Here is a 24,121-nt window from a genome sequence, read left to right on the forward strand (position 1 = left end):
CGCGCATGTCAGCGTAACCCCAGCCGGCGACGCAGACGTGCCAGCAGCGAAGGCGAACGCGAACCCGTGTCAGTGGAAGTCCGCGAAAACGCGGCCTTGGGCAATTCGGTCGCCAGCAACGCGAGCGTCCCGGTGGCAATGTCCAGCAATGCCAGGCGAACCGAGGTTTCCCGCTGCACGCGTGTACTGAATTCAACCGCCAACAGCGAGTGCCCTCCGAGGTCAAAGAAATTATCTCCCCCACGCACATCCTCGACGCCGATCAGTTCACGCCAGATGGCGGCCAGATATTCTTCGCGCGGATCAGCCAGGGCATTTGCCCGTACCTCCGTAGCGGCAGGCGCGACTGTCCTGTGCGTCAGGCCGGCTGCGGCCGCGGGCGGCTGCAGCGCTTTACGGTCAATCTTGCCGTTCGGCGTCTTCGGCAGTGCCTCCAGCCATTCGATGTGCTGTGGCAGCATGTACGGTGGCAACTGCTCGCGTAGATGTTCACGCAAACGCTCCGCCAGCGTCGGATCGACGGCTCGGCTTACCACGTACAACACCAGGCGTTGATCGTTCGGGCCGAATGTGTGTACCACCGCGACCGCCTCTCGCGTGCCGGGTTCGGCCAGGGCTGCCGCCTCGATGTCGCCGGGCTCGATGCGATAGCCTCGCAACTTGATCTGTTGATCAACCCGCCCGTGGAAATACAGGAGGCCATCGCGAAGGCTGCCGAGATCACCGCTGCGATACATCCGCGAGCCATCCGCCGCAAACGGATCGGGAACGAATCTCTCTGCGCTGAGGTCAGCACGGAACAGGTAGCCATCGGCTACGCCATCGCCGCCTATCCAGATTTCGCCAATCTCTCCCATCAGCACCGGCTGGCCATGCGCATCGAGCAGATGGATCAGCGTATTGGCGATCGGCCGCCCTAACGACACCGCGCCCACGCCCGGTTCCACGCGCGTCAGGGTGGACCAGATGGTCGTCTCGGTCGGGCCGTACATGTTCCACAATTCGCGGCAGTGTGCGGCCACCGTGTTGGCGAGCTCCCGCGGCAGCTCCTCGCCGCCGACCAGCAGACGCAGGTTGCGAATCGCTTCGACGCGATCGCCCTCGACCAGCAGACGGAGCAATGAAGGAGTGGTCTGCAACATGCTGGCATCACGTTCGCGGACCAGGCGCAGCAACAGGTCGGGGTCGCGATGCTGCTCGTCGTTCGCGATCAGCACCTGCGCACCGACGATCAACGGCAGATAGAGTTCCAGTCCGGCGATATCGAACGACAGCGTGGTGACGGCGCACAGGATATCGTGGGCGGCAATACCCGGCAGCTCCCGCATGCTGGTCAGAAAATTGACCAGATTGTGGTGAAGCACACGTACGCCTTTTGGCTGCCCGGTCGAGCCCGATGTGTACAGCACATAGGCGAGGTCCCCACCACCCACGGCGGGCAAAGGCGTCGGTGCCATAAGCGATGGATCGAGGGCGGCCAGCGTAAGTAGCTCACGCCCCTCGGCGATCGCTTCCGGAACTGTCTCGGCGGTCAGCGCCACGACGTGGCGCAATCGCGCATGGGTGGCCATGTAGCGCAGCCGCTGATTCGGAAACGCTGGATCGAGCGGAACGTAAGCCGCACCACTTTTCATGACGCCGAGCAAGGCGACCAGCATCTCCACACCGCGCGGCATGCAGATGCCGACCAGCTCGCCGACGCCGACACCGCGCGCCACGAGCGCGTGCGCGACCGCGAGCGCACGGCGGTCCAGCTCCGCGTAACTCAGCGAGCGGCCGTCGCTTTCCACCGCGATCCGCTCCGGCGTGCGCGCGACCTGTGCGTCGATCAGCGCAAGCAGCGTGGCGGCCTTTCCGTCGCCGTGCGGTGCGTCGGTTTCCGACGGTGCAACTGTCTGACGATGTGGAGCGGAAAGCGGCAACGCGGCAACGCTACCCTCGTAGCCTTGCGCAATCGCGCCGAGCAACGCTTCGTACAACGCGATCCAGCGAAGGATTGTGGCTTGATCGTAGAGCGCCGTCGCGTAATGCAGGTCGAGCGTGAGCGTCTTTCCCGTGTCGTTGAGATTGAAGAACAGATTCCACATCAGCGCCGGCCGGCGACAATCGTGCAACTCCTGCGTCAACCCAGTGAAGGCAATATCAGGCAGGCGCGGATTGAGGTTGAATATCACCTCGGTCAATGGCGCCCGGCCGCGATGCAGGCCGAGCGCGCGCAGGATGTTCATCAGGGTCAGATCCTGATGCTCCGCCGTATCCAGCAGTGCGCCATGGGTACGACTCACCAGTTCCGCGAACGGTACGTCGGACGCGATATCCAGTCGTAGTGGCAACGTGTTGACCCCATCGCCAATCAGCACGCGACTGCCCGCCAGCGCCTGTCCGGCAAACGGAATCGCGACGGCAAAGTCGCGCTGTCCGGAAAGCCGTGCGAGCAGGACACCGAAACTCGTCAACAGCAGGCTGTACAAGGTCACGCCGCGACGTCGCGCCTCGCGCTTCAGGGCAGCAGCGAGTTCCGCGGGAAATTCATGTCGCGCGGTGCTCGCGGCAAAATCGGGGCGGCCCGAGGGCTCACGATCGGTCGGTAATTTAAGGGGTGCAGGTGGCGCCGCGTAGAGGCGTTTCCAGTAGTCGAGCTGGCCGGCGACGTCATCTCCAGCGCGACGCGCGCGTTCGTCCAGCACATATCGACGAAACGACTCCGCGACGGCCAGCTCCGGCTCACGACCGGCGACGCAAGCGTTGTAGCAAGTCGCCAGTTCGCCCATGAAAACCGCCAGCGACCAGCCGTCCATCACCAGGTGATGCGAAATGACGAGCAGGCCGTGGCGGCGCTCATCGAGTCGGACCAGGCTGAAACGCACCAGCGGTGCCGTCGTCGTGTCGAACGGCATTCGCATCTGCTCTTCGCCATACGCGGTGAAACGCCGTTCGGCCTGATCTGCGAACGCTGCATAGTCGAGCTCGCGCAACGGCAATGGCACTTGGGCATGAACCGACTGGGCACTGCCGTCCGCAGCGAAGCTGAGCCGGAACGCCTCGTGCCGATTCCACACCGTGGCCAGCGCGCGCCTGAAGGCGGCGACGTCGAGCGGCCCATCCAAAGTGAGCGCGGCCGATTCGTTGAAGGCCAGCATCGCCGCGCCGCCGTACTGGCAACCCAGCCATTTCTCAAGCTGGCCATCACTGAGTGGTACGTCCGGCGGCAACTCGGCGGTGTCCACCGATGATGCTGGTGACGGCCACCTCGCGCTCGAGGCTTCGCCGGCGCGACTGGCGACGGCAACGACTTCGCCATTCGCAACAGACTCCTCATGTGCGCCGCGCGGATGAAGCAGACCCGCGCTCATCAAGGCATCAACTGCGGTCGTCACGGCCTCGACGATACGTGCGACCTCGGCCTCGCCATGCGCCGTCGAAAGGAAGCAGTTGAATTGTTCGTAAACGTGCAGACCTTCGTAGCGCAGCGCGTACCAGAACAGGCTGGCGCAAGGCTGATCTTCATCGACGCGAATACGCCACAACGAGCTGGCACCGACAGCTTCAAGCGGTGCACGACGCGACGTGAACACCGCATTCAAGCGATCGATGAGCGACCCAGTGCGTGCATTGAGTGACGTCTGCAGCGCGGGACCTTGCTGCTTGAGGTAGCTGAGCGCGGCGCGTGCCGCGGCCAACGCCAATGGATGGCGCACGAAGGTGCCGGCGAAATAGGTGACTCCAGCCTCGGGATAGCTATCGTCGCCAAACTGCCAGTGGCCGCCGTCAAGCGCGTCCATCCAGCGTGTACTGCCGGCGATCGCGGCGAACGGCAGGCCGCCGCCGATGATCTTGCCGTAGGTCGCTATATCGGCACGTACGCCGTAGAACTCCTGCGCGCCACCCTGGGCGAGGCGGAAGCCGGTGATCACTTCGTCGAAGATCAGCGCACAATCGCCGGCATCGCAAAGCTTGCGCAGTTCCTGCACGAATGCACGCGGCTGCAGCGTCGGATGACGACCCTGCACCGGTTCGATCATCACCGCCGCGAGTTCGTGCGCACGCTCGCGGATGATGCGCAACGCCTCGTCGCTGCCGTACTCAAGCACCAGCACATTCTCCACCGCGTTCGCGAGGATGCCCGGCGCCGCCGCGATCGAGCGCAACTGGCGACTACCACGCACGATCACCTCGTCGAAGATGCCGTGATAGGAGTCCTTGAAGATCACGATGGTCTTGCGGCCGGTGACCGTGCGGGCGATGCGCATCGCACCCATCACGGCCTCCGAACCGGTATTGCAGAACGCGACGCGCTGCATGCCGGTCATGTCGCTGATCAGCGTGGCAACCTCGGCGGTGAGTGGATGCTGTGGACCGATCTCGATGCCCGTCCTCAGCTGCGCAGTGACGGCATCAACGATGAAGTCAGGTTGATAGCCGAGGAAATTCGCGCCGAAACCGTTCAGCACGTCGATGTATTCGTTGCCGTCCAGGTCCCACAGCCGCGCCCCCTGCGAACGCTCGACGACGATGGGATAGACCAGCTCCTTCCACAACGGATTGAAACCGGTGACCACGCGGGGATCGGCCATCAGGCGGCGATGTTGCTGGCTGAATGCCTTGGACTTGCCGCTGCGCACGTTGTAGCGGCGAATGAAGTCCGCCAGGAAGTTGTTCTGCGCCGTCGAGAACGCAAACTGCCGCCGCGTAGTGATGCGCGCGGACGCCCCGAACGGGCGCTCCTTCAGGTCGGCCTGCACGGTTTCGTCGCTGGCAGATGTCTGCGCCGTCGGTGTACTGGCGCCAACTGATGCCGACGCGGTTGGCGATGCAACCAACACGGCAACCGGTGCGCCGCTCAACGCCCGCAGCAGTTCGGTCTGTTGATTCATCAAGGCCATCTGGCTCTGAATCAATTGCGCAAGTGCAGGATTCGAGCTGGCAAGTTGGGAGCTGGCAGGATCAGTGGCGACCGGGTCGATGACAGCAGAAGCCACCGCAGCAGGAGTGGCCGCCACAGGTGCGGGCGCGACATCCGGCGGCAGGCTCTGATCAAGAAGGGTGGCCAGCTTGGACACGCTGTCCAGATCCTCCATGAGGCGGCGAAACTTGAGCTTCACGCCATAGCGCCGCTCCAACTCCAATGCCGCCTGGGTCAGTGCCAGCGAATCCAGGCCCAGATCGACGAAGCTCGCGTCGTCTTGCTGCGGACCGATGCGCTCGCCGCTGAGGTTCTCGAACAAGCCACGCAGTTCAGCAGCCAGTCGTGGTGTGCGAGATACCTCTGTTGTCGCCGTGGTCATCGGCGCTGATGTCATTTCTTCCTGCACGATCTTCTCTCCTGTCGCGACCGATCGCTCAGTCGGCGCGGCCACGGTTTGCACTCCGGTTTCCATTGAGCCCGGCTCGATCCAGTAACGCTCTCCATGAAACGGATAACCCGGCAAGCCCACGCGACGGCGCGACTGGCCTGCGTAATAACGGTCCCAGTCAGGCGCCGCGCCCGTGCACCAGCATTCGCCCACGGCCCGGGCCAAATGCTCCCCGGCATCGCCGGGCTGGTTCGCCGGCCCCAGTGAGGCCATCGCGCGGCTCTGTCCGTCCAGCATGCCGCGGGCCAGACCGGTCAGCGCCTGCCCCGGCCCCACTTCGACGCACAATGTCGTGGCCTGCGCCAGAACGTGACGCAACGCATCGGCGAAACGCACGGGCTGGCGCACCTGGCGGCACCAGTAATCGGGCGACATCGCCTCTTCCGCCGTGATAGGCGCGCCGCTGACACAGGAATAGAACGTCCGTTGTGGCGCACTCAGGCGCACGCCGTCGAAGGCGCGGTGAAACACTGGCTGCGCCGCTTCCATGAGCTTCGAATGGAACGCATGACTGACGCGCAGCCGGGATGCCGCAACACCGTCATCGGCCAAGCCGGCGGCGAACGCGTCGATCGCTTCGCTGGTACCTGCCACTACCGTCATGCCGCCAGCATTCAGCGCGGCGATCTCCACCCCATTCGGTAGCCTTGGTGTCAGCTCGAGTTCGCCGAGCCGTACCGCGAGCATCGCGCCGGACGGCTGCGCAAACATCGCCGCGCCGCGCGCCACGACCAGCGCGACCGCATCCTCCAGGCTGAATACCCCGGCCCGACAGGCGGCAACATATTCGCCAATGCTGTGACCGATCATTGCCGCTGGCGCATAGCCCCAGGACTCCCACAGATCAGCCAGCGCGTACTCGACGGCGAACAGCGCCGGCTGCGTACACCAGGTCTGGGCAAGCACGACCTCGGCCGCCGCTTCGCCACCGGCTGGCGGCAGGATCAGTGCCCGCAGGTCACGGCCCAGATGGCGTGAAGCAAGCTCGCAGCAACGCGCAAGACTTTCGCGGAACACCGGCTCACTGGCGATGAGTTCGCACGCCATGTTGGCGTGCTGCGAGCCCTGGCCGGGAAACAGAAAGACCAGCTGTGGCCTGGTTCCGATCAACCGCGCTTGGATGCTGCCCAGCCGCTCGCGCGCTTCGGCCACGCTGTGCGCGACGACGCAGGCGCGGGCTGCCATCGCCTTGCGACCCAGCGCCAGGGTGTAACCGATATCCGCCAGACCGACGTCACCGTGCTCCGCCAACGCATTGCCAAGACTGACCGCGCGCTGGCGCAGCGATTCCTCATTGCGCGCTGACAACACCAGCAGCGTCGCAGCCCGACCTGCTGCCGATGACGATGCCAGCGGCGGCTCTTCGAGCACGACATGCGCATTGGTGCCACCGACACCGAATGAACTGACACCCGCACGTCGCGGTGTATCGCCGCGCGGCCATGCGATTTCGCGATCGGCGATGCGGAACGGCGTCTGCGCGAACGCGATCTCCGGGTTCGGCGCGAGGTAGTGCAGGGTCGCCGGAATACGGCCGTGCCTGAGTGCCAGCGCCGCCTTGATCAATCCGGTCACGCCGGCAGCTGCCACCAGATGGCCAAAGTTGCTCTTTACCGAACCGAGCCAGCAAAACTCGTTCGCCGCGGTATCCGCGCGGAACGCACGGGTCAGTGCCTCAACTTCGATCGGATCGCCAAGCGGCGTGCCGGTACCATGCGCCTCGACGTAACCAATCGAGTCGGCACCGACGCCTGCGCTCGCCAGCGCCTGTCGGATCACGGCTGCCTGTCCGCGCACGCTCGGCGCACCGAAGCTGGCCTTGTCGCCGCCGTCGTTGTTGACTGCAACACCGCGGATCACTGCCCAGATCGTGTCGCCCTGCTCGATCGCCTCGGCCAGGCGCTTCAGCACCACCACCGCACCACCTGAGGAAAACAACGTGCCACTGGCCTGCGCGTCAAACGGACGGCAGTGGCCATCCGCCGATTCGATGCCGCCATCGACCGGCACGTGGCCCGACTCCTGCGGCACGACGATGTTGATGCCACCGGCCAGCGCGAGGTCGCACTGCCAGCTCATCAGCGCGTACCACGCCTGCGCGATCGCCACGAGCGAGGTCGAACATGCCGTGTGGATGCTGAGTGCCGGCCCCGTGAGATCAAGCCGATGGGCAACTCGCGTGGCAACGTAGTCCTTTTCGTTGGCCAGCATCACGGCAAATTCGCCGGCCGCCTGCACGAGGTCCGCGCGCGATTCGACCAGCTTGCGATAGTTGTTGTTCGATGTACCGGCGTAGACGCCGATGCTGCCGGGAAAACGCTGGGGATCGACGCCCGCGTGTTCCAGCGCGTTCCAGCACAGCTCGAGGAACACCCGCTGCTGTGGGTCCATCAGCAGCGCATCGCGCGGCGAGATGCCGAAGAACGCCGCATCGAATCGATCGGCATCCGCCATCACGCCGCGTGCCGGCACATAGCGCGGATGACTGGCGAGCTCGGGCGGCACCAGCGGCGACAATTGGTCCGGCGAAAAACGGGTAATGCCCTCGCGTCCGGCCAGCAGATTCGCCCACAGCTCGTCGATCGAGCTTGCACCCGGGAACCGGCCGGCCATGCCGACGATCGCGATACCTTCCGGTGCGCCGCTCATCGCGTGTCTCCGCCGCGCCGGGCAAAGTGGGACAGTGCACTGCGCTGGTTCTCGGCGCGGCTTGTCAGCGCGGTGTCGGGCGCCGTGATCTCGGGTGCGGCAGAGGACGTTTGCGCGCGCAACAACGCCGCAAGTTTCGCGACGCTTGGATGCTCATAGATCTGCACCACGCTGACGCTGCGATAGCCGTGCCGACGCAGCTCTGTCAGCGCGTGCACCACCGTCAGCGAGCGCGCACCGACGTCGAACAGGTTCGCGTCAATGTCCAATGCATCGAGTCCGAGCAACTGCTGCCACAGTCCGGCAAGCTGCTGCTCCAGTGGCGCGTGCGCAGGCCACGTCATCGTGGTTTCGTCGCTGCCGCGCGCGAGCTCGCGACGGTCGATCTTGCCGCTCGCCGTCAGCGGCAGCGCCACATGCAACACAAATGCCTGCGGCACCAGATATGGCGCCAGTGTGGCTTCGCAGTGTTCGCGCAGGAGGGTTGCCAGCGATACCTCATCGGCCTGGGCGTCTTGCGCCACAACATGTGCCACCAGACGCTTGCCTCCCATCGCATTCATCGCGACGACGATCGCCTCGGCGATCGCGGGATGCCGGCACAACACAACCTCGATCTCCGCCGGCTCGATCCGGTAGCCATCCAGCTTGATCTGCTCGTCCAGCCGGCCACGATAGTCAAGCACACCATCACCGGCATTGCGCACGCGATCGCCCGTGCGATACCAGCGCTCACCGCCCCGTTCGATAAAGCGCTCGGCGGTCAGTTCGGGGCGATGGATATATCCGGCAGCGAGGCAATCGCCGCCGAGCAACAGCTCGCCCTCGGCATCACCGGTCACATCGTCCAGGTGCGCGTCGACCACGCGCACGCGGACGTGCGGCAACGCGCGCCCGATCGGCGGCAGCTCCGGCCAGTTCGCCGGATCACCCGACAGCTCATGCGAGCTGACCACGTGCGTTTCGGTCGGTCCGTAATGGTTATGCAGCACGCAGCCAGGTAACGCGCTGCACAACGCGCGGATTGCCCGGGTAATGCGCAGCTGCTCGCCGGCCGTGATCACGTCGCGCAACATGCGCGGCACCACGCCACCGGCAGCGACGGCTTCGGCCAGTGCCTGCAACGCGACGTACGGCAGGAAGATGCGTTCAACCCGCTCGCGCTCGAGCAAGGCAAGCAACTCGTACGGATCGCGGCGTTGCGCGTCGCTCGGCAGCACCAGGGTGCCGCCGGTGGCGAACGTGGAGAAGATTTCCTGGAACGACACATCGAAGCCGAGCGGAGCAAATTGAAGCGTGCGCGCAGGCGTACCCAGTCGCGGATGGGCAACGTGCCAGTCGATCAGCCGCGCGAGCGGGCCACGCCGCATGGCTACGCCCTTGGGCCGCCCGGTGGAGCCCGAAGTAAACAGCACATAGGCCAGCGCATCGGGATCCTCCATCACGGGCGGAAGATCGCCGACCGCGTCAGCAGGGACCGCATCCAGAGACAACATCGCGATCCCGTTGCCGGCAAACCCGGGCAACAGATCGGCCCGACCCAGCAGCAGCATCGGCCGCGCATCCGCCAGCATCATGGCCAGTCGCTCGCGTGGATACTGCGGATCCAGCGGCAGATAGGCGGCGCCAAGACCGAGGATCGCCAGGATCGCTGCAATGGTATCCGGCGTGCGTTCCGCGACGATGGCCACCACGCTGCCGGGTCCGACCCCCGCAGCGCTCATCGCCCCGGCCAATGCACGCTGGCGTCCTCGCAGCGCAGCGTTGTCGCAATCGACGGCAGTTCCGATCAGCCTTGCCGTTGTTGAGGCGCAGGCAAGCGCGAGCACGGACGCGGATGCTGCATCCATCGCCGACACTTGCTCCTGACCTACCGGCCCTGCTTGAGTCTTCACGCCGTTGCCCCTGCCCCCTGGTATCGGGCTCGCATTGCAAATCGATCCACTTTGACTGCGCGCGACATGTGCCCGGGAATACATGGCCTCGACACCCGACCGCATGACGTACGAGTAAACCTTGCTTGAATGACAAGCGATGTTCTCAGCGCCGCCCCCAACCGGAATGTCGATTGGCACCACCGAGCTCGGCGAGACCGAGCAGCGGCCCGAGCACGCTGAGATAGGTACCGAGCAACAGTGCCTTGCCAGGGCTGCCCAGACGGCGGCGTTCATGGGTCACATCACCAACGAACAAACGCCAGTTCTCCGGACCCAGTTGGTCAAACGCCACCGAAATCGTCATGTTCAAACTGCGCGCCGTATGCCACCAGCCGCAAGGAAGAAACAGTGTTTCGCCGGCTCGGATCACGATCTTTTGTGATTGTGCCTGGCGCAATAACGGGTATAGCTCGTAATCCGGATGATGGTGATTCTTGATCGAGGACTGCCATGGCATCTCGGGGTTGACGTACAGCAGATGCTCCTGTCCCGGCGCATATACCGTGAACTCCTTGTCGCCGTGCAGCTGGGTGATCCATGCGTGCAATTGCATGACGTCGTAGTGCAGATACGGGAACTCGCCACCGGGACCACCAAAGAATATTTCCAGGTTGTTGACGTAACGGAACAACCCCTGTGGAACCAGCGGATTCGCCTGGCGATCCGGCAGGCTGTACTGGAAACGCGGCGTGACCTCGCCCAGCAGTTCGCGGAAATCCTTGGCGATCTCGAACTTGCACGGATACGGTCCCGGGCTCTCGGCCGTCGAGGCTTCGAGCATGTCGATCAGTTCGCTCAGGCGATAGTCGCGTCCACGCACGCGCACCGTATGGTCGCCGTAGTGGCGGCGAAAGAAATCCGGCGTGCCCCGGCCATACACCGGCCAATCGTGCGCCGCATCGGTCAGGATCACCGGTCGTCGCGGTTTGCGATAGTTCTCAATGAACTCGGCCACACCCAACCCGGCGCGGCGCTCCACTGGCTCAGGCGCAGCCGGGCGGACAACATCCAACTCTCCAAGCGCAACCGATTCCCGAGCATTCATGCCTGCCTCCTGTGCCGCGTCGACGCGCCCGTCATGGCGAACGCACCGCTGCGTATCGTGAAACCACCGCTAACCCAATCCCCAATCTCCGCGCCGGTTCGCGCCGAAGCGTTCCGCCAGGCTCAGCACCGGCCCCAGCAGACGCAGATAAGCACCTAGCACGGCGGCCTTGAAACGCCTTCCAGCACGTCGTTCCGCCGCGACTACCTCGCCGACGAACTCGCGCCAGTTGTCGGGCCCCAGCTGATCAAAGCCGATCGTGATCCCCATGTTCAGGCAGCGCGCCGTATGCCAGGTGCCGCACGGCAGAAACAGTGCCTCCCCGGCCCGCACGACGACCTTGTCGCTGCGCGCCTGGCGAAATAGCGGATAGCGCCCGAAATCCGGATTTTCAGAATGTTCGACCCCGGACAACCAGGGTTTCGCCGGATCGATGTAAAGCAGTTCTTCCTGGCCGGGTTCGTACAGGGTGAATTCCTTGTCACCGTAAAGTTGGGCGATCCACGCATGCATGCGCAAATAGTCGTAATGCAGGTACGGGAACTGACCACCCGGGCCGCCGAAAAAGATCTCCAGATGATTTACCCACTCGAACACGCGCTTGGGGACCAGCGAATGGGTGTGGCGATTGGGCAGGCTGTAGGCAAACCGCGGACTGATGTCCGGCAGCAACGCACGGCAGTCCGAGAAGGTGCACGGATACGGACCCGGACTTTCGGCGGTGGAGGCCTGCTGCAGTTCGATGACTTCGCCCAGGCGGTAGTCGCGCCCGCGTATCCTGATCGGGCGATCACCATGCTCGCGCCGGAAATACTCCGGCGTGTAGCGGCCACAGGCCTGCCAGTCGCGCAGCGCGTCGGTCAGTATCACCGGGCGCCGGGGCTTCCGATAGCGGCGGACGAATTCGTCCACGCTCATGCCGCTGATGCGCTCGACGACGCATTCGTCGCGTGGGTAATCGTCGGTCGCGACACCTGTCGCCACTGAGGACACTGTGCTCACGTCTGCCACCCCCTTCCCCCGGTGCGACCCTGCCGAACCACCCGATGCCGCGGCGATAGCTCGCTTTACATGATCGTACCGCGATATTCCGTGCTTCAGTGCACACTATACCCCTCAAATGGGGGCAAAATACTGTCCAACAGGGGTGCCAGAGCATGCCCGTTGGGCGCCATGTGGGCCCGGGGGCCGCGCCTGGCCGCTGCCGACGCGCCTCTCACCCCACCGGCTTGCTGAACGATCTTTGGCAGGGACTCGCCCGGGCGCACCCGGGCAACGTGCAAAGATGACCAGTAAGCCCGGAGGGCACGGGTTCGCCGGGTGGCAGTCATGATTCCGCAACTTACGGGGGGCGCTCATGTGGAAAACGACGTGACGGTAGGCCCGATTCCCAACCTGTTCCTGGTCGGCGCACCCAAATGTGGGACCACGTCCCTGTATGAATATCTGCGTCGGCATCCGCGGGTTTTCTTTCCCGCAAACGAAAGCGATTACTGGCGTACCAAGGAGCCGAATCACTTTTGCCCGGACCTCGAAATCGTCGATAGATTTTCCATCAAGGACTACCGCGGCTATCTTGATCTCTACAAGGGCAGCGAAAGATCGGCATGGCGCGGCGATGCCTCGCCGTACTATCTGTTTTCCGAATCAGCACCCGAAATGATCAAGAAAAATTGTCCGGGCGCAAGCATTCTCCTGACGCTTCGACCACCGGTCGACATGATGCGCTCCTATCATCGCGACCTGCTACATATCCAACTGGAAGATGTCGCCGACTTTTACGACGCCATAGGCGCCGGGACCACTGCACACGGTGCATTGTTCATCCGGCAACCGAGCCGCACCCCGAAATACCTCGACTATTTTTCCATCAGTCGCTTTGCACCACAGGTGGAGCGCTATCAATCCGTTTTCGGGCGCGATCGTGTAAAAGTCATCCTGCTTGAAGACATCGCCAACGCGCCGCAAGCGATGTTCAAGGAGGTCCTTTCGTTTCTCGACATCGACAATTCGTTTCAACCCGAATTTCGCACATACAACGAGACATCCCAGAAGAAATCGCCTCTCGAACGCTGCATCAACGCCATCTACGCGTTGCCAGGCATAAAGCCATTGTCGCAAGCCGTGTTTCCCTATGACGCCAGACGCCGGCTGCTGTCGGCCATTCGCCGCAAGCCACACCGCGTTGCACAGCCTGACCCGCGCGACGATCAGTTGCGGGAGTTGTGCGCGCCGGATGTGGAGCGGTTGTCGACGTTGATTGGGCGCGACCTCGGTCACTGGCAGTCCCCGCCTCGGCGATAAGTGGGCCGACTGACCACCTTCACGCAGCAGCATCCCGAGGCGGCAACCTGAACAGGCGAGCAGGGGAAAACCACCGACCGGCAGTCGACAAGGCGTCCGCCCGCAACCAGCTTCAACGCATCGTGAATTCGCACATCGTCACAAAACCTTGACATATGCATCGAAAGGCGCGCCCAATGGAACTCTCGCCTTCGCACGGTCCCACCATGTCGCGCCGGCCTCCCGCATTCAGCGTGATCATCCCGACGCATAACCGTTGCTCCCTGGTCGCGCGCGCGATCGCCAGCGTACTGGCCAGCACGATGACCAACGACATGGAAATCATCGTCGTCGACGATGCTTCCACTGACGGCACGATGCAAGCCCTGCAGACCACGCATCAGCAAGACGCGCGCGTGCGGATCCTGCGATTGGAAGTCAACCAGGGACCGTCGGTGGGCCGCAATTGCGGACTCGCGGCCGCAACGGGAGATCTGGTTCTGTTTCTCGATTCTGATGACATGCTGCTGCCGGACGCACTGGGGTTTGCCGACGTCGCGTTCCAGCAAGTCCCGGAACTGCAATTTCTGACTTTGGAGGGCGAAAAGACTTCGCTTGAATGGAACACGTATGAACAGGGGATTGTTCGGGCTCGAAACCCCGGCTGGCGTGCCGAAGGCTTCCATGCCGAGCTTCTGCAACAGCGATCACTAGAGCCGCCGGCTGGCGTTGACAGCCCACCACGAGTACTCGAATTCGGTGACCTTTTTCCTGCAATCCTGTTCGGTGATCTGTTCTTTCTGTCGGGCCTGGTCATCCGCATGCAGGCTGCACTTGCCGCGGGACCTTTCAATCCTCGCTATCGATATCTTGAAGACTGGGATTTCTCCGCGCGCCTGTGCCTGACCGGTGTGGGTGGCTATCTCGATCATGTCGGATTTCATCGCGAAACCGGGCGCGCCGACCAACTGGGCAGAGCCGGGTCCACTTGGCGCCGCGCGTTGATGCATCAACATGTGCTCGCCAACCTTCGCGCCACTGGCCAGGTCGATAGCGTTGAATCGCAGCTTCTGCTCAAGCGTGCACAGGCTGCGGCCGACTACTGGTTTGGCCGTTGCCTGCTTGAGCAACGCCATGACCACTTTGGGCGCGCCTATTTGACACGGTCGCTTCGACAGGCTTACAAGCCAGCGAAAAGCCTGATGTGGCTCGTTGGCGGTCAGCAACTGGCAAGGATGCCTCGCTACCAGACTGAGGCCTGACGATGGCCCCATCGCGAAATTGATGCTTGGATTTCCGCTCAACGAGCGCGCCAGGCCACCCGCGCCGATCCTGTGCAGCAGACATCCCGGGCATGCCCTGTGGAGCATGCCCACGGTGGCCGTCGTTAAAGTATCCTGTCGAGGAAGCAGGTAGATGCGTACGCCAACCGAGTAAACCGATCATGGCGGCGCACCACCCTTAAGGGGAATGGCTTGGCGCGCGAGACTGACTTTCTCGATCTCTACAAGATCCTGGGATTGGATCCAGGTTGCGGGCTAGCCGAATTCAAGCAGGCCTATCGCCGCCGCGTCGCCGTGCTGCATCCCGACCGCCGTGACGATGATGGTGCCAGCGCGATAGCCGCAGAGCGACTTCAGCACCTTACGGCAATGTACGGCGCCGCGATGGAATTCGAACGTCAGCACGGGCGTCTTCCCGGCGCCCCTCCCGTGCGACACCCTGCCGTCGAAGCCAGCCCGTCTCCGGCACCTGCCCTGTCGATCGCCCGAGCACCACAACGGCGCTGGCGATGGCTATTGGTCGTGGCCGCAGCGCTCACCTTCATCGCGTGGCTGCTGTGGGATTCCGGATGGCTTTCAGGGAACGCCGAGCCTGAGCCGGCGACGACGTCTCAACAGAGTCCTTCGGACAGTCACCTTGCCGACCATCACGAATCGGCGTCACCATCAACGATTGCACTCGGCATGGACACCGATGCCGTGCGCGCCATCGAAGGCGACCCCATGCTGGTCGGCGAGAATCGCTGGGACTACGGACCGTCATGGATTCGCTTCGAGAAAGACAAAGTGGTGGACTGGTACAGTTCGCCGCTGCGTCCACTCAAGACGCCGTCCCCGCATCCAACGCCCAAGCGCGACGACTAGACCGCGAGAAGCCACCGACCATGTGTGGAATTGCAGGATTCTGTGGGGAGCTGCCGGTACCCGCGCAAGCGCGCGTCATCCTCGAACGGATGATACATACCCTGCATCACCGCGGGCCCGATGGTTACGGCTTCCATGTCGGGTCGGGCATCGGACTCGCCCATGCGCGGCTGTCGATCATCGACCTGGTCAGCGGCGAGCAGCCGATCCACAACGAGCGACAGAACGTGTGGACCGTATTCAACGGCGAAATCTTCAACTACGTGGAATTGCGCGCCAACCTGGAGCAGCAAGGCCACCGCTTCTACACGCGGTCTGACACCGAAGTGATCGTGCATCTGTACGAGCAATACGGCGATGCCTTCGTCGAACACCTCAACGGGCAATTCGCGATCGCCTTATGGGACGACGAACGGCGCCGTCTGTTGCTCACCCGGGATCGGGCTGGCATCCGGCCATTGTTCTACACGCGCGCCACGGGCAACCTGTGGTTTGGCTCGGAAATCAAGTCGCTGCTGGCTGTGCTTCCGCAATATGCGACGCTCGATCCGTTGGGTCTGGTACAGACTTTCAGCTACTGGGGTCCGGTCGATCCGAACACCCTGTTCAAGGGTATCCATAGCCTGCCGCCCGGACATATCCTGGCGATTTCCGATGACGGCAGCGAAACGCTGACACGCTACTGGGACTGGAACTTCCCTTCCTTGAGCGAGCCCGCGAGCGCGAGCCGCGCATACGCTTCGGTCGAGGATGCGACCGTCGAGTTGCGCGCACTGCTGATCGATGCGGTGCGCCTGCAATTGCGCGCCGATGTACCTGTGGGCGCCTATCTCAGTGGAGGGCTGGATTCTTCCGGCATCGTGGCGTTGATCCGGAGTTTCACGGAAACGCCGGTGCGCACGTTTTCGGTTGCGTTCGACGACGCCGAGTTCGACGAGAGCGAACACCAGGCGGCCATGGTCCGTTATCTCGGCACGGATCACACCACCCTGCACTGTTCGCGCAGGGATATCGGCGAAGCGTTTCCGCAGTTGATCCGGCACACCGAGACGCCGATCCTGCGCACCGCCGCCGCGCCGCTCATGCTGCTGTCACGGCGGGTGCGCGAGGAAGGCTACAAAGTGGTACTGACCGGCGAAGGCGCCGACGAGGTATTCGGCGGCTACGACATTTTCAAGGAGGCAAAGATACGTCGCTTCTGGGCGCAACAACCAACATCGACATTCCGGCCAAAACTTCTTGGACGTCTATACGGCTATCTCGACCATTCCCCGGTTGCCAGCGAGGCGCTTGCACAAGCGTTCTTCAAACGGGGCCTCGAGCATATCGACCGGCCCATCTTTGCGCATGCCCCGCGCTGGATCACCTCGCAGCGAGCAGTTGCCTTTCTGTCGGATGAATTGCGGGCAAGCGTGGGCAACTGGGATCCGCTTACCTGGTACGAGAAACGCCTGCCTGCCGACATCATGTCGTGGAGTCCGCTGAGTCGCGACCAGTACGTCGAGGCAAAAACCTTGCTCGCCGCCTATCTGCTGCCTGCACAAGGCGACCGCGTGGCCATGGCAAATTCGGTGGAAGGTCGCTTCCCCTACCTTGATCACCGCCTGATCGAATTTGCCGCACGGCTGCCGCCAAGCTGGAAGATCCGCGGCCTCACCGAGAAATACCTGCTGCGCCGTGCGCTGGCGGGCTTGTTGCCGGACGAGATTCTGAAACGGACCAAGCAACCGTACCGTGCCCCCGACAGCCAGAGCTTCTTCTTCGACGGCGAACCGCTGGATTACGTGGCCGACCTGATGGGCGGCGCACGCATTCGCGCCGCCGGCTACTTCAACGCCGCGATGGTGGGCCGGCTGTTCGACAAGTGTCGCCACAACCGGGCTATCGGTTTCGCCGACAATCAGGCCTTCGTCGGTATCCTTTCCACCATGTTGCTCGACGAATCATTCCTGCGCCGATCCGGCGCGTAGTCCGCGCTGATAGCGTTTTGCAAGTCGTTCCGGTCGACCGGTCTCCCACATCGAGGAAGAGCATGTCAAGCGAAACTACCGTCATCGAAGCGAAGGTGCGTGGCTACATCCTTGAAAATCTCATGTTCAGCAGTGACGAGAACGAGCTGGACAACGATGCCTCGTTGCTGGAACGGGGTGTGATCGATTCCACTGGCGTACTCGAAATCATCCTTTTCCTCGAAGGTGAGTTCGGCATCGAGGTCAAGGCCAGCGAGATGCTTCCCGAGAACTTCGATTCGGTGAATAACATGGTGCGTTTCGTCAGTCGCTTGCAAGGCACTCGATGAATCGGCATCCGGCACGCCTGCTGCATGAGAGCCTGCTGGCTGCGGCCACGGACCCTGCACTTGCGCACAAGACCGTAGCCGTCATCGACGGTGAAAGCCATTCCTACGATGACTTGCTGGACAGCGCATTGCGGCTGGCAGCATCGCTTCGAGGACATGGCCTCGAACGGGGCGATCGTGTCGCCATCTACATGGACAACAGCTGGCCGTGTGTGGTGTCGATCTATGCGGCATTGCTTGCCGGCGGCGTGTTCCTGCTGATCAACCCGCAGACCAAGAGCGACAAGCTCGGTTTCATCCTGGACGACAGTGGCGCCAAGCTTCTGCTGACCGACGACCACCTTTCCAAGGAATTCCTGCCGGTGCTCGCCAGGGTGACTGGGCTTGCAGCAGTGATCAGTTCCGGCAGCGTGCCCGCCGGACACAACATCCCCTCCTTCGGCAGCGTGATCGACGACAGCACCCCGCTCGCCGAGGCCGCTGCCACGATCCCGCTCGATCTGGCCGCGCTGATCTACACCTCCGGCAGCACCGGCAATCCGAAGGGAGTGATGCAGACCCATCAGTCGATGATGTTTGCCGCGGGCAGCCTGATCCAGTACCTGCGCCTTGATCATGACGACCGTATCCTGTGCGTCCTGCCACTGGCCTTCGACTACGGCCTGTATCAGTTGCTGATGGCCGTGCACCTTGGCGCAACGCTGGTGCTCGAACGCTCGTTCACCTACCCGGCGCAGGTGTTCGCGCGCATGCAGGAATTCGGGGTGACAGTGTTTCCCGGCGTGCCGACGATCTTTGCGACGCTGATTTCGCTGCACCAGCGCGAGCCGCTGTGCTTTGCAGGCGTGACGCGGGTGACCAATACGGCGGCGGCACTGGCCGACGCATCGGCCAGCCGCTTGCGCGATATTTTTCCGAACGCGCTGCTCTACAAGATGTACGGGCTCACCGAATGCAAGCGCGTGAGTTATCTGGAGCCGGAACTGGCAGAGTCGAAACCTGGTTCGGTGGGCAAGGCGATTCCCGGCACCGAGGTCTATCTGTTGTCTGCCGACGGGCACCCCACGCCGGTTGGCGAGACCGGTATCCTGCATGTGCGCGGACCGCACGTGATGCTCGGCTACTGGAATCGCCCCGACCTCAGCGAACAGATGCTGCGTCCCGGCAAATTGCCCGGCGAGCGGGTGCTGTGCACGCATGACCTGTTTCGCGTGGATGCAGACGGCTATCTCTACTTTGTCGGACGCAGCGACGACATCATCAAGACCCGCGGCGAGAAGGTGAGCCCGGCCGAAGTCGAGAACGCCATGCTCGCCATTGCCGGCATTCGCGAAGTCGCCGTGGTGGGCGTTCCTGATGCACTGCTGGGGCAGGCTATCCGCGCCTATGTGGTGCTTGAACCGGAGACGTCATTGAGCAGCAGGCAGATCCGCGCCCAGTGCATCACACACCTGGAGAATTTCATGGTGCCGCAGCAGATCGTGCTGTGCACGGATCTTCCCAGGACCGCCACCGGCAAGATCAGCAAGAAGGCGCTGCTCGAACAGATGCCGCCGGAGGATCACGCGTGAACGACACCTACCGGAAGTTGCACGATCGTCTCGTCATTGGCCTGAAACTTTTGCCGGACAAGCCGGAAGAGAGCCCGGACAGCACGCTGCGCGCGCTCTGGCACGCGGCAACGGGAGATCCCAGGTCCGCCGTTGCCGCGTTGCACGACGAACTGCCGGAGTTGCCCGCGAATAGTCCGTCCCTGCAGACCCTGGAGCATTTCGTTGACCGTCGTCTGGCCGGCGAGCCGCTGGCCCATATCACCGGGCGTCAGCAATTCATGGGACTGGAAATGCTGTGTGGCCCGCAAGCGTTGATTCCCCGTGCGGAAACCGAACAGCTCGCGCGCGCCAGCATCGAACTGTTGCAGCAACCCGGGATGCGGCAGCGGGCGGTGGTCATCGACGTCGGTACCGGTTGCGGCAATCTGGCCTTCGCGATCGCCCATCATGTACCGGACGCGGAAGTGTTCGGCACGGACCTAAGCGAAGATGCCATCGCCTTCGCCAAACGCAACGGCGTCCATCTCGGACTGCAGACACGTGTGGAGTTTCGCACCGGTGATCTGCTCGCATCGTTCGAAACGCCCGATTTCCTCGGCCATGTCGACCTGATCGTCAGCAATCCACCTTATATCGCCAGCGCCAAATTGAACCAGGCCGACATGGTCGTCGGCGCGCCGCCGTATATCCGCACTACCAGGGTCGAGCAGATGGCTGCCGAGATCGCCCATCACGAACCAAGGCTGGCTTTCGACGGCGGCCCGTTCGGAGTCACCATCCTGATGCGCCTGATCGAGGACGCACCACGTTTCCTGCGTGCGGGCGGCTGGCTGGCATTCGAAGTGGGGCTGGGACAGGGAGCGGCATTGACCAAGCGGCTGCAGCGGGACCACTCCTTCCAGGAAGTCCGCGCGCTGGTCGACGGCAATGGGGCCAGCCGTGCCATCCTCGCACGGCGAAGTTGAGACTCGTTCGGAACGGGAGTCATGCCTTTCGTCTCTTGTCATCCTGTTGAATATTCGCGTCATCTACGCTTGCCGGAGGCGACATGGAACCATTGAACTGGGGTGTTTTCGATCTCGACTACGCACAGGAAGTCGAGCGGATCGCCAAGCGACTGCGTGAGGTCACCGCACACACGCTGCACAAGCGCGGGTTGGTGGTGGCCATTTCCGGCGGTGTCGACAGCGCGGTTTGTGCAGCCTTGGCTGTGCAGGCGCTGGGCCCCGAGCGCGTGTTCACCCTGATCCTTCCCGAGCGTGATTCAGCGGACGCAAGCGCAGTGAAGGCACGCGCACTAGCAGCCCATCTGGGCGTGCGCGCGGAAACCTTCGATATCGCGCCGGCACTGGCGGCGATCGGCTGTTACGAAGCGCGCGACGAGGCCGTGCGCAGGGTGTTGCCGGAATATGAAGAGGACTGGCGCATGAAAATCGCCATCGCCGGGGGCGCCGAAGGACGCATCAATCACTTCCGTCTGATCGCGCAGTCACCCGAGGGCGCGATGCACGAGAAAGCATTGGGCCTCAATGAGTACCTGCAGATTGTCGCCGCCACCAGCTTCAAGCAACGTCTGCGCAAGACCCTCGAGTATTACCACGCGGACCGTCTCAATTACGCCGTCGTCGGCACGCCAAACCGTCTCGAATACGATCAGGGATTCTTCGTCAAGAACGGCGACGGATCGGCCGACGTCAAACCGATTGCGCACTTGTACAAGACCCAGGTGTACGGGATGGCGAGGCACCTCGGCCTGCCTGAAAGCGTCGCCACGGCAGCACCAACAACCGATACCTACAGCCTGGCGCAGGGGCAGGACGAATTTTATTTCGCGCTGCCGTGGGCATCGATGGATCTGGCGCTCTGGGCACTGGAGCATGATCTGCCGGCGGCGGATCTGGCTCGCGTACTCGACATGGCGCCGAAGGCCGCGCAAGCGGTTTACGATGACATTGCCAATAAACGTCGCAGTACGCGATATCTGCATATGGCACCGGTCCTGCTGACCGAAGAGACCACGGACACGCGCGCGTGAATACTGCCGTTCCCGAGCCAGTCTACGTTGCCTGCGTCGGTGATGCCGTCCGCGATCGTGACGTGGTCTTGTCGACCTGGCAAGGCGCACTGGGCGACGAGACGCGACATCATGCAGCGAAGTACGACTGGTTCTATCTTGGCTGCCCCTGGGGCACACCACTGCTGGAGTTGCTCAACTACACGCCCAAGGCGGCTTGCGTCGGCACCTGTGCGACCGGGCCGCGCCGAATGCTCTGGCAGGGCCGCGAAATGCGTGCTGGCGTGCTGGTCGACATGGCCGTCACTGCCCAACACCGCACTCTTGGCCCGGCGCTGATACTGCAGGCAGGACTCATGGCTGCCGCTGCCGATCGCTTCGATCTGCTTTACGGATTCCCCAATCGCAAGGCAACCGCTGTGGTTCAACGCGCCGGTTATCCGGTGATTGGCGAGCTGCGAAGATTCTCGTGCGTCTTGCGTCATGGCAGCTATTTCGCACGCGTAATGCCAAAGTTTGTGGCGCGACCGATGGGATGGCTAGTCGATCGCCTGCGCGACGGGCAGCGTATGCTGCGTGCCCAACGCAAGCCACGCCTTGTCGCCATCTGGCACGACTGTGCCGACCCGCGGATGGACGAGCTCTGGCTCAATTCCGAACACGGCAGCGGAGTGATTGCGATACGTGATGCGGCGATGTTGCGCTGGCGTTTCGATGCACTGCCCGGTATCAAAACGCGTTATTTGTGCCTGACTGAGTCCGGCAAGGATTCCTTGCTCGCATGGTTCGCATGCCAGATCGACGGTACGACTCTGCATGTACGTGATTTCTGGTCATGCGACGCCGCGCAAGGCATGCGCCGCTCACACATCGATGCCTTGATCCGCGCAGCTCGCCGCGACGAACGGTACGCCGCCGTATCCGTCGAGTACGCTGCACCGGCAGCGAAGCTATCCGGCTGGCTGGCCGCTGGATTCGTCGAGCGTGAAGGTCAACCGATCGTGGGCCGCTGGTTGCATGAACATGGAACGGCGGGGGCGCAACAGTGGGCGGATTTTCACCTGACAGCGGCCGATGAAGACGAGTAGCGACTCATCAGGACATCCGTGAATTGGACGTCCTTATGGACTGACCGGGGTGGCACTGATGCGGCGACGTCAGCGCGATCTTCCGGCAATCTAGAATTGCGAAAATTCCTGAGTACCGTCTAGACAGTATTTGATACGAGCCGCCGCAGTGCGCCGGTGCCAAATAAAGAAAAAGAGCCCGGTCTTGCGACCGGACTCTTTCCGTGTGATGACCGGAACAGCTGCACGTCTTGCGCAGCTGCCGGATGAATCTGACTTACTGCACCGTCAAGGTGATGTCGTCCAGGACAAATGAAGTCTGCTTTGAAGCGTTTTCCTGACCGGTGAACTTGATCGTCACCGTCTGACCGATATAAGCAGCCAGGTTGCTCGTGTATACCGTGTAGCCAGCGGCAGCGTTGAGGTTGGAGTAGGTCGCCAGGGTCGAAAGCACCTTGCCTGAGCTGTTGAGTACCTGCAACTTCAGCGTGTCATGAGCCGCGGTTTTCGTGGTTTCCGCCGTATCGATATGCAGGTAATACGTCAAGGTTGCCTGCTTCTTGCCGCTCGGAATGGTCACCGCCTGCGCCAGGGTATCGGTGTGGGTCGAACCCCAGCCATCCACACATGCGAACCACGTACCGCTATGCGGGACTTCAGATTTGCAGATGGTGACGTTGCACAACACGCCGGCGGTCATTGCCCACGGTGCGGCTGCGCCGCTTTCAAAGCCGGTGTTGCCCAACAGCTCGGACGAACCACTCGGCGGACTGCTGAGGGCCACTGCGGCGGTCTTCGAGCTCGTCTTGCCGCTGACGCTGTCGGTGACGGTCTCGGCCACGTTGTACGTACCGGCCGCCGCGTAGACATGACTAGGGCTGGTGGCGGTCGAGGTGCTGCCGTCGCCAAACGTCCATGCATGCGCGCCGATGGTGCCACCCGAATCAGTGGACGCATCGGTGAAGGTCGCCGTCATGCCGCTGGCCGTACTGGTGAAATTGGCCGTCGGCGTACCACCGGTACTGGCGACAGTCACAGAGGCAGACTTGGAACTGGTCTTGCCGCTGACACTATCGGTGACGGTCTCGACCACGCTGTACGTACCGGCCGCCGTATAGGCGTGGCTTGGGCTGGTGGCCGTCGAGGTGCCGCCGTCGCCAAACGTCCATGCATGCGCGCTGATGGTGCCACCCGGATCGGTAGACGCATCCGTGAAGGTCGCCGTCAGGCCGCTGGAAGTACTGGTGAAATTGGCCGTCGGCGTACCACCGGGGTTGCTCACAGTCACAGAGGCAGACTTGGAGCTGGTCTTGCCGCTGACACTATCGGTGACGGTCTCGACCACGCTGTACGTGCCGGCCGTCGTATAGGCGTGGCTTGGGCTGGTAGCGGTCGAGGTGCTGCCGTCGCCAAACGTCCACGCATACGCGCTGATGGTGCCACCCGGATCAGTGGACGCATCCGTGAAGGTCGCCGTCAGGCCGCTGACTGTACTGGTGAAGTTGGCCGCGAGTGAGGCGGTCGTGCCTTCAGTAAAGTCGAGCACGCCCTTGGCACTGCTCATGGTCGTGCCACCGACACTCACAAGAATGCTCTGCACACCATTGTTGGTGGACGCAGTAACGGTGTAGCCGGTGCTCGGTGCCAGATCCGTGATGATGTGACGCGCAGGAATTGCGGCCACGCTATAGCCGATGTTTCCGCTGATCGGCGTGCCGGCCGGACCGGTGCTGCTGACCACGACGCTGTTGCCATCACTGGCCGCCAGTTGCA

At 62.9% G+C, this 24,121-nt stretch carries 14 protein-coding genes; 9 read left to right on the top strand and 5 right to left on the bottom strand.

What is annotated here, in order from left to right:
* Positions 1-8 precede the first annotated feature (8 nt).
* The 4 genes from HDE77_RS12975 to HDE77_RS12990 form a co-directional block, all read right to left on the bottom strand.
* On the bottom strand, positions 9-8,003 hold the full coding sequence (locus HDE77_RS12975) for a non-ribosomal peptide synthetase/type I polyketide synthase (protein ID WP_184417783.1): 7,995 nt from the start codon (positions 8,001-8,003) through the stop codon (positions 9-11).
* Entirely contained in the window at positions 8,000-9,898 is a 1,899-nt protein-coding gene (locus HDE77_RS12980; protein ID WP_184417785.1) for a non-ribosomal peptide synthetase, read from the bottom strand. The genes HDE77_RS12975 and HDE77_RS12980 overlap by 4 nt, the downstream gene beginning before the upstream one ends.
* Positions 9,899-10,043: 145 nt before the next feature.
* Positions 10,044-10,985, bottom strand: coding sequence for a cupin-like domain-containing protein (locus tag HDE77_RS12985; protein WP_184417787.1), 942 nt, complete (start codon positions 10,983-10,985; stop codon positions 10,044-10,046).
* A gap of 69 nt (positions 10,986-11,054) precedes the next feature.
* On the bottom strand, positions 11,055-11,987 hold the full coding sequence (locus tag HDE77_RS12990; protein ID WP_343206108.1) for a cupin-like domain-containing protein: 933 nt from the start codon (positions 11,985-11,987) through the stop codon (positions 11,055-11,057).
* A gap of 327 nt (positions 11,988-12,314) precedes the next feature.
* Here HDE77_RS12990 and HDE77_RS12995 point away from each other — a divergent pair, with 327 nt between their 5' ends.
* The 9 genes from HDE77_RS12995 (at position 12,315) to HDE77_RS13035 (ending at position 22,369) form a co-directional block, all read left to right on the top strand.
* The gene (locus tag HDE77_RS12995) at positions 12,315-13,289 is read left to right on the top strand and encodes a sulfotransferase domain-containing protein (protein WP_184417789.1); all 975 of its coding nucleotides are present in this window, start codon (positions 12,315-12,317) and stop codon (positions 13,287-13,289) included.
* A gap of 206 nt (positions 13,290-13,495) precedes the next feature.
* Positions 13,496-14,530, top strand: coding sequence for a glycosyltransferase (locus HDE77_RS13000; protein WP_184417792.1), 1,035 nt, complete (start codon positions 13,496-13,498; stop codon positions 14,528-14,530).
* 213 nt (positions 14,531-14,743) lie between these two features.
* On the top strand, positions 14,744-15,415 hold the full coding sequence (locus HDE77_RS13005) for a J domain-containing protein (protein WP_184417794.1): 672 nt from the start codon (positions 14,744-14,746) through the stop codon (positions 15,413-15,415).
* A 20-nt stretch (positions 15,416-15,435) separates the two neighbouring features.
* Positions 15,436-17,385 carry an asparagine synthase (glutamine-hydrolyzing) gene (asnB, locus tag HDE77_RS13010; RefSeq protein WP_184417796.1) on the top strand — a complete coding sequence of 650 codons (1,950 nt, stop codon included), beginning with the start codon at positions 15,436-15,438 and terminating at the stop codon, positions 17,383-17,385.
* A 62-nt stretch (positions 17,386-17,447) separates the two neighbouring features.
* Entirely contained in the window at positions 17,448-17,714 is a 267-nt protein-coding gene (locus tag HDE77_RS13015) for an acyl carrier protein (RefSeq protein ID WP_184417798.1), read from the top strand.
* A complete protein-coding gene (locus tag HDE77_RS13020; RefSeq protein ID WP_184417800.1) occupies positions 17,711-19,285 on the top strand; it encodes an AMP-binding protein in 1,575 nt (524 codons plus the stop codon). The genes HDE77_RS13015 and HDE77_RS13020 overlap by 4 nt, the downstream gene beginning before the upstream one ends.
* Positions 19,282-20,232, top strand: coding sequence for a HemK family protein methyltransferase (locus HDE77_RS13025; RefSeq protein ID WP_184417802.1), 951 nt, complete (start codon positions 19,282-19,284; stop codon positions 20,230-20,232). The genes HDE77_RS13020 and HDE77_RS13025 overlap by 4 nt, the downstream gene beginning before the upstream one ends.
* Positions 20,233-20,315: 83 nt before the next feature.
* Positions 20,316-21,302 carry an NAD(+) synthase gene (gene nadE, locus HDE77_RS13030; protein WP_184417804.1) on the top strand — a complete coding sequence of 329 codons (987 nt, stop codon included), beginning with the start codon at positions 20,316-20,318 and terminating at the stop codon, positions 21,300-21,302.
* A complete protein-coding gene (locus HDE77_RS13035) occupies positions 21,299-22,369 on the top strand; it encodes a hypothetical protein (protein ID WP_184417807.1) in 1,071 nt (356 codons plus the stop codon). Before nadE ends, HDE77_RS13035 begins: the two co-directional genes overlap by 4 nt.
* Before the next feature lie 256 nt (positions 22,370-22,625).
* Here HDE77_RS13035 and HDE77_RS20545 read toward each other — a convergent pair.
* On the bottom strand, positions 22,626-24,121 hold a 1,496-nt coding region (locus HDE77_RS20545), incomplete at its 5' end, for a PKD domain-containing protein (protein ID WP_184417809.1).

Source organism: Rhodanobacter sp. MP7CTX1 (assembly GCF_014205795.1).
Taxonomy (GTDB): Bacteria; Pseudomonadota; Gammaproteobacteria; order Xanthomonadales; family Rhodanobacteraceae; genus Rhodanobacter.

What these genes read in the sequence shown, in the direction of transcription:
- HDE77_RS12995 (WP_184417789.1), top strand. Translation starts at nt 12,315, where the DNA reads ATGATTCCGCAACTTACGGGGGGCGCTCATGTGGAAAACGACGTGACG.
- HDE77_RS13015 (WP_184417798.1), top strand. Translation starts at nt 17,448, where the DNA reads ATGTCAAGCGAAACTACCGTCATCGAAGCGAAGGTGCGTGGCTACATC.
- asnB (WP_184417796.1), top strand. Translation starts at nt 15,436, where the DNA reads ATGTGTGGAATTGCAGGATTCTGTGGGGAGCTGCCGGTACCCGCGCAA.
- HDE77_RS12985 (WP_184417787.1), bottom strand. Translation starts at nt 10,985, where the DNA reads ATGAATGCTCGGGAATCGGTTGCGCTTGGAGAGTTGGATGTTGTCCGC.
- nadE (WP_184417804.1), top strand. Translation starts at nt 20,316, where the DNA reads ATGGAACCATTGAACTGGGGTGTTTTCGATCTCGACTACGCACAGGAA.
- HDE77_RS13020 (WP_184417800.1), top strand. Translation starts at nt 17,711, where the DNA reads ATGAATCGGCATCCGGCACGCCTGCTGCATGAGAGCCTGCTGGCTGCG.
- HDE77_RS13000 (WP_184417792.1), top strand. Translation starts at nt 13,496, where the DNA reads ATGTCGCGCCGGCCTCCCGCATTCAGCGTGATCATCCCGACGCATAAC.
- HDE77_RS12975 (WP_184417783.1), bottom strand. Translation starts at nt 8,003, where the DNA reads ATGAGCGGCGCACCGGAAGGTATCGCGATCGTCGGCATGGCCGGCCGG.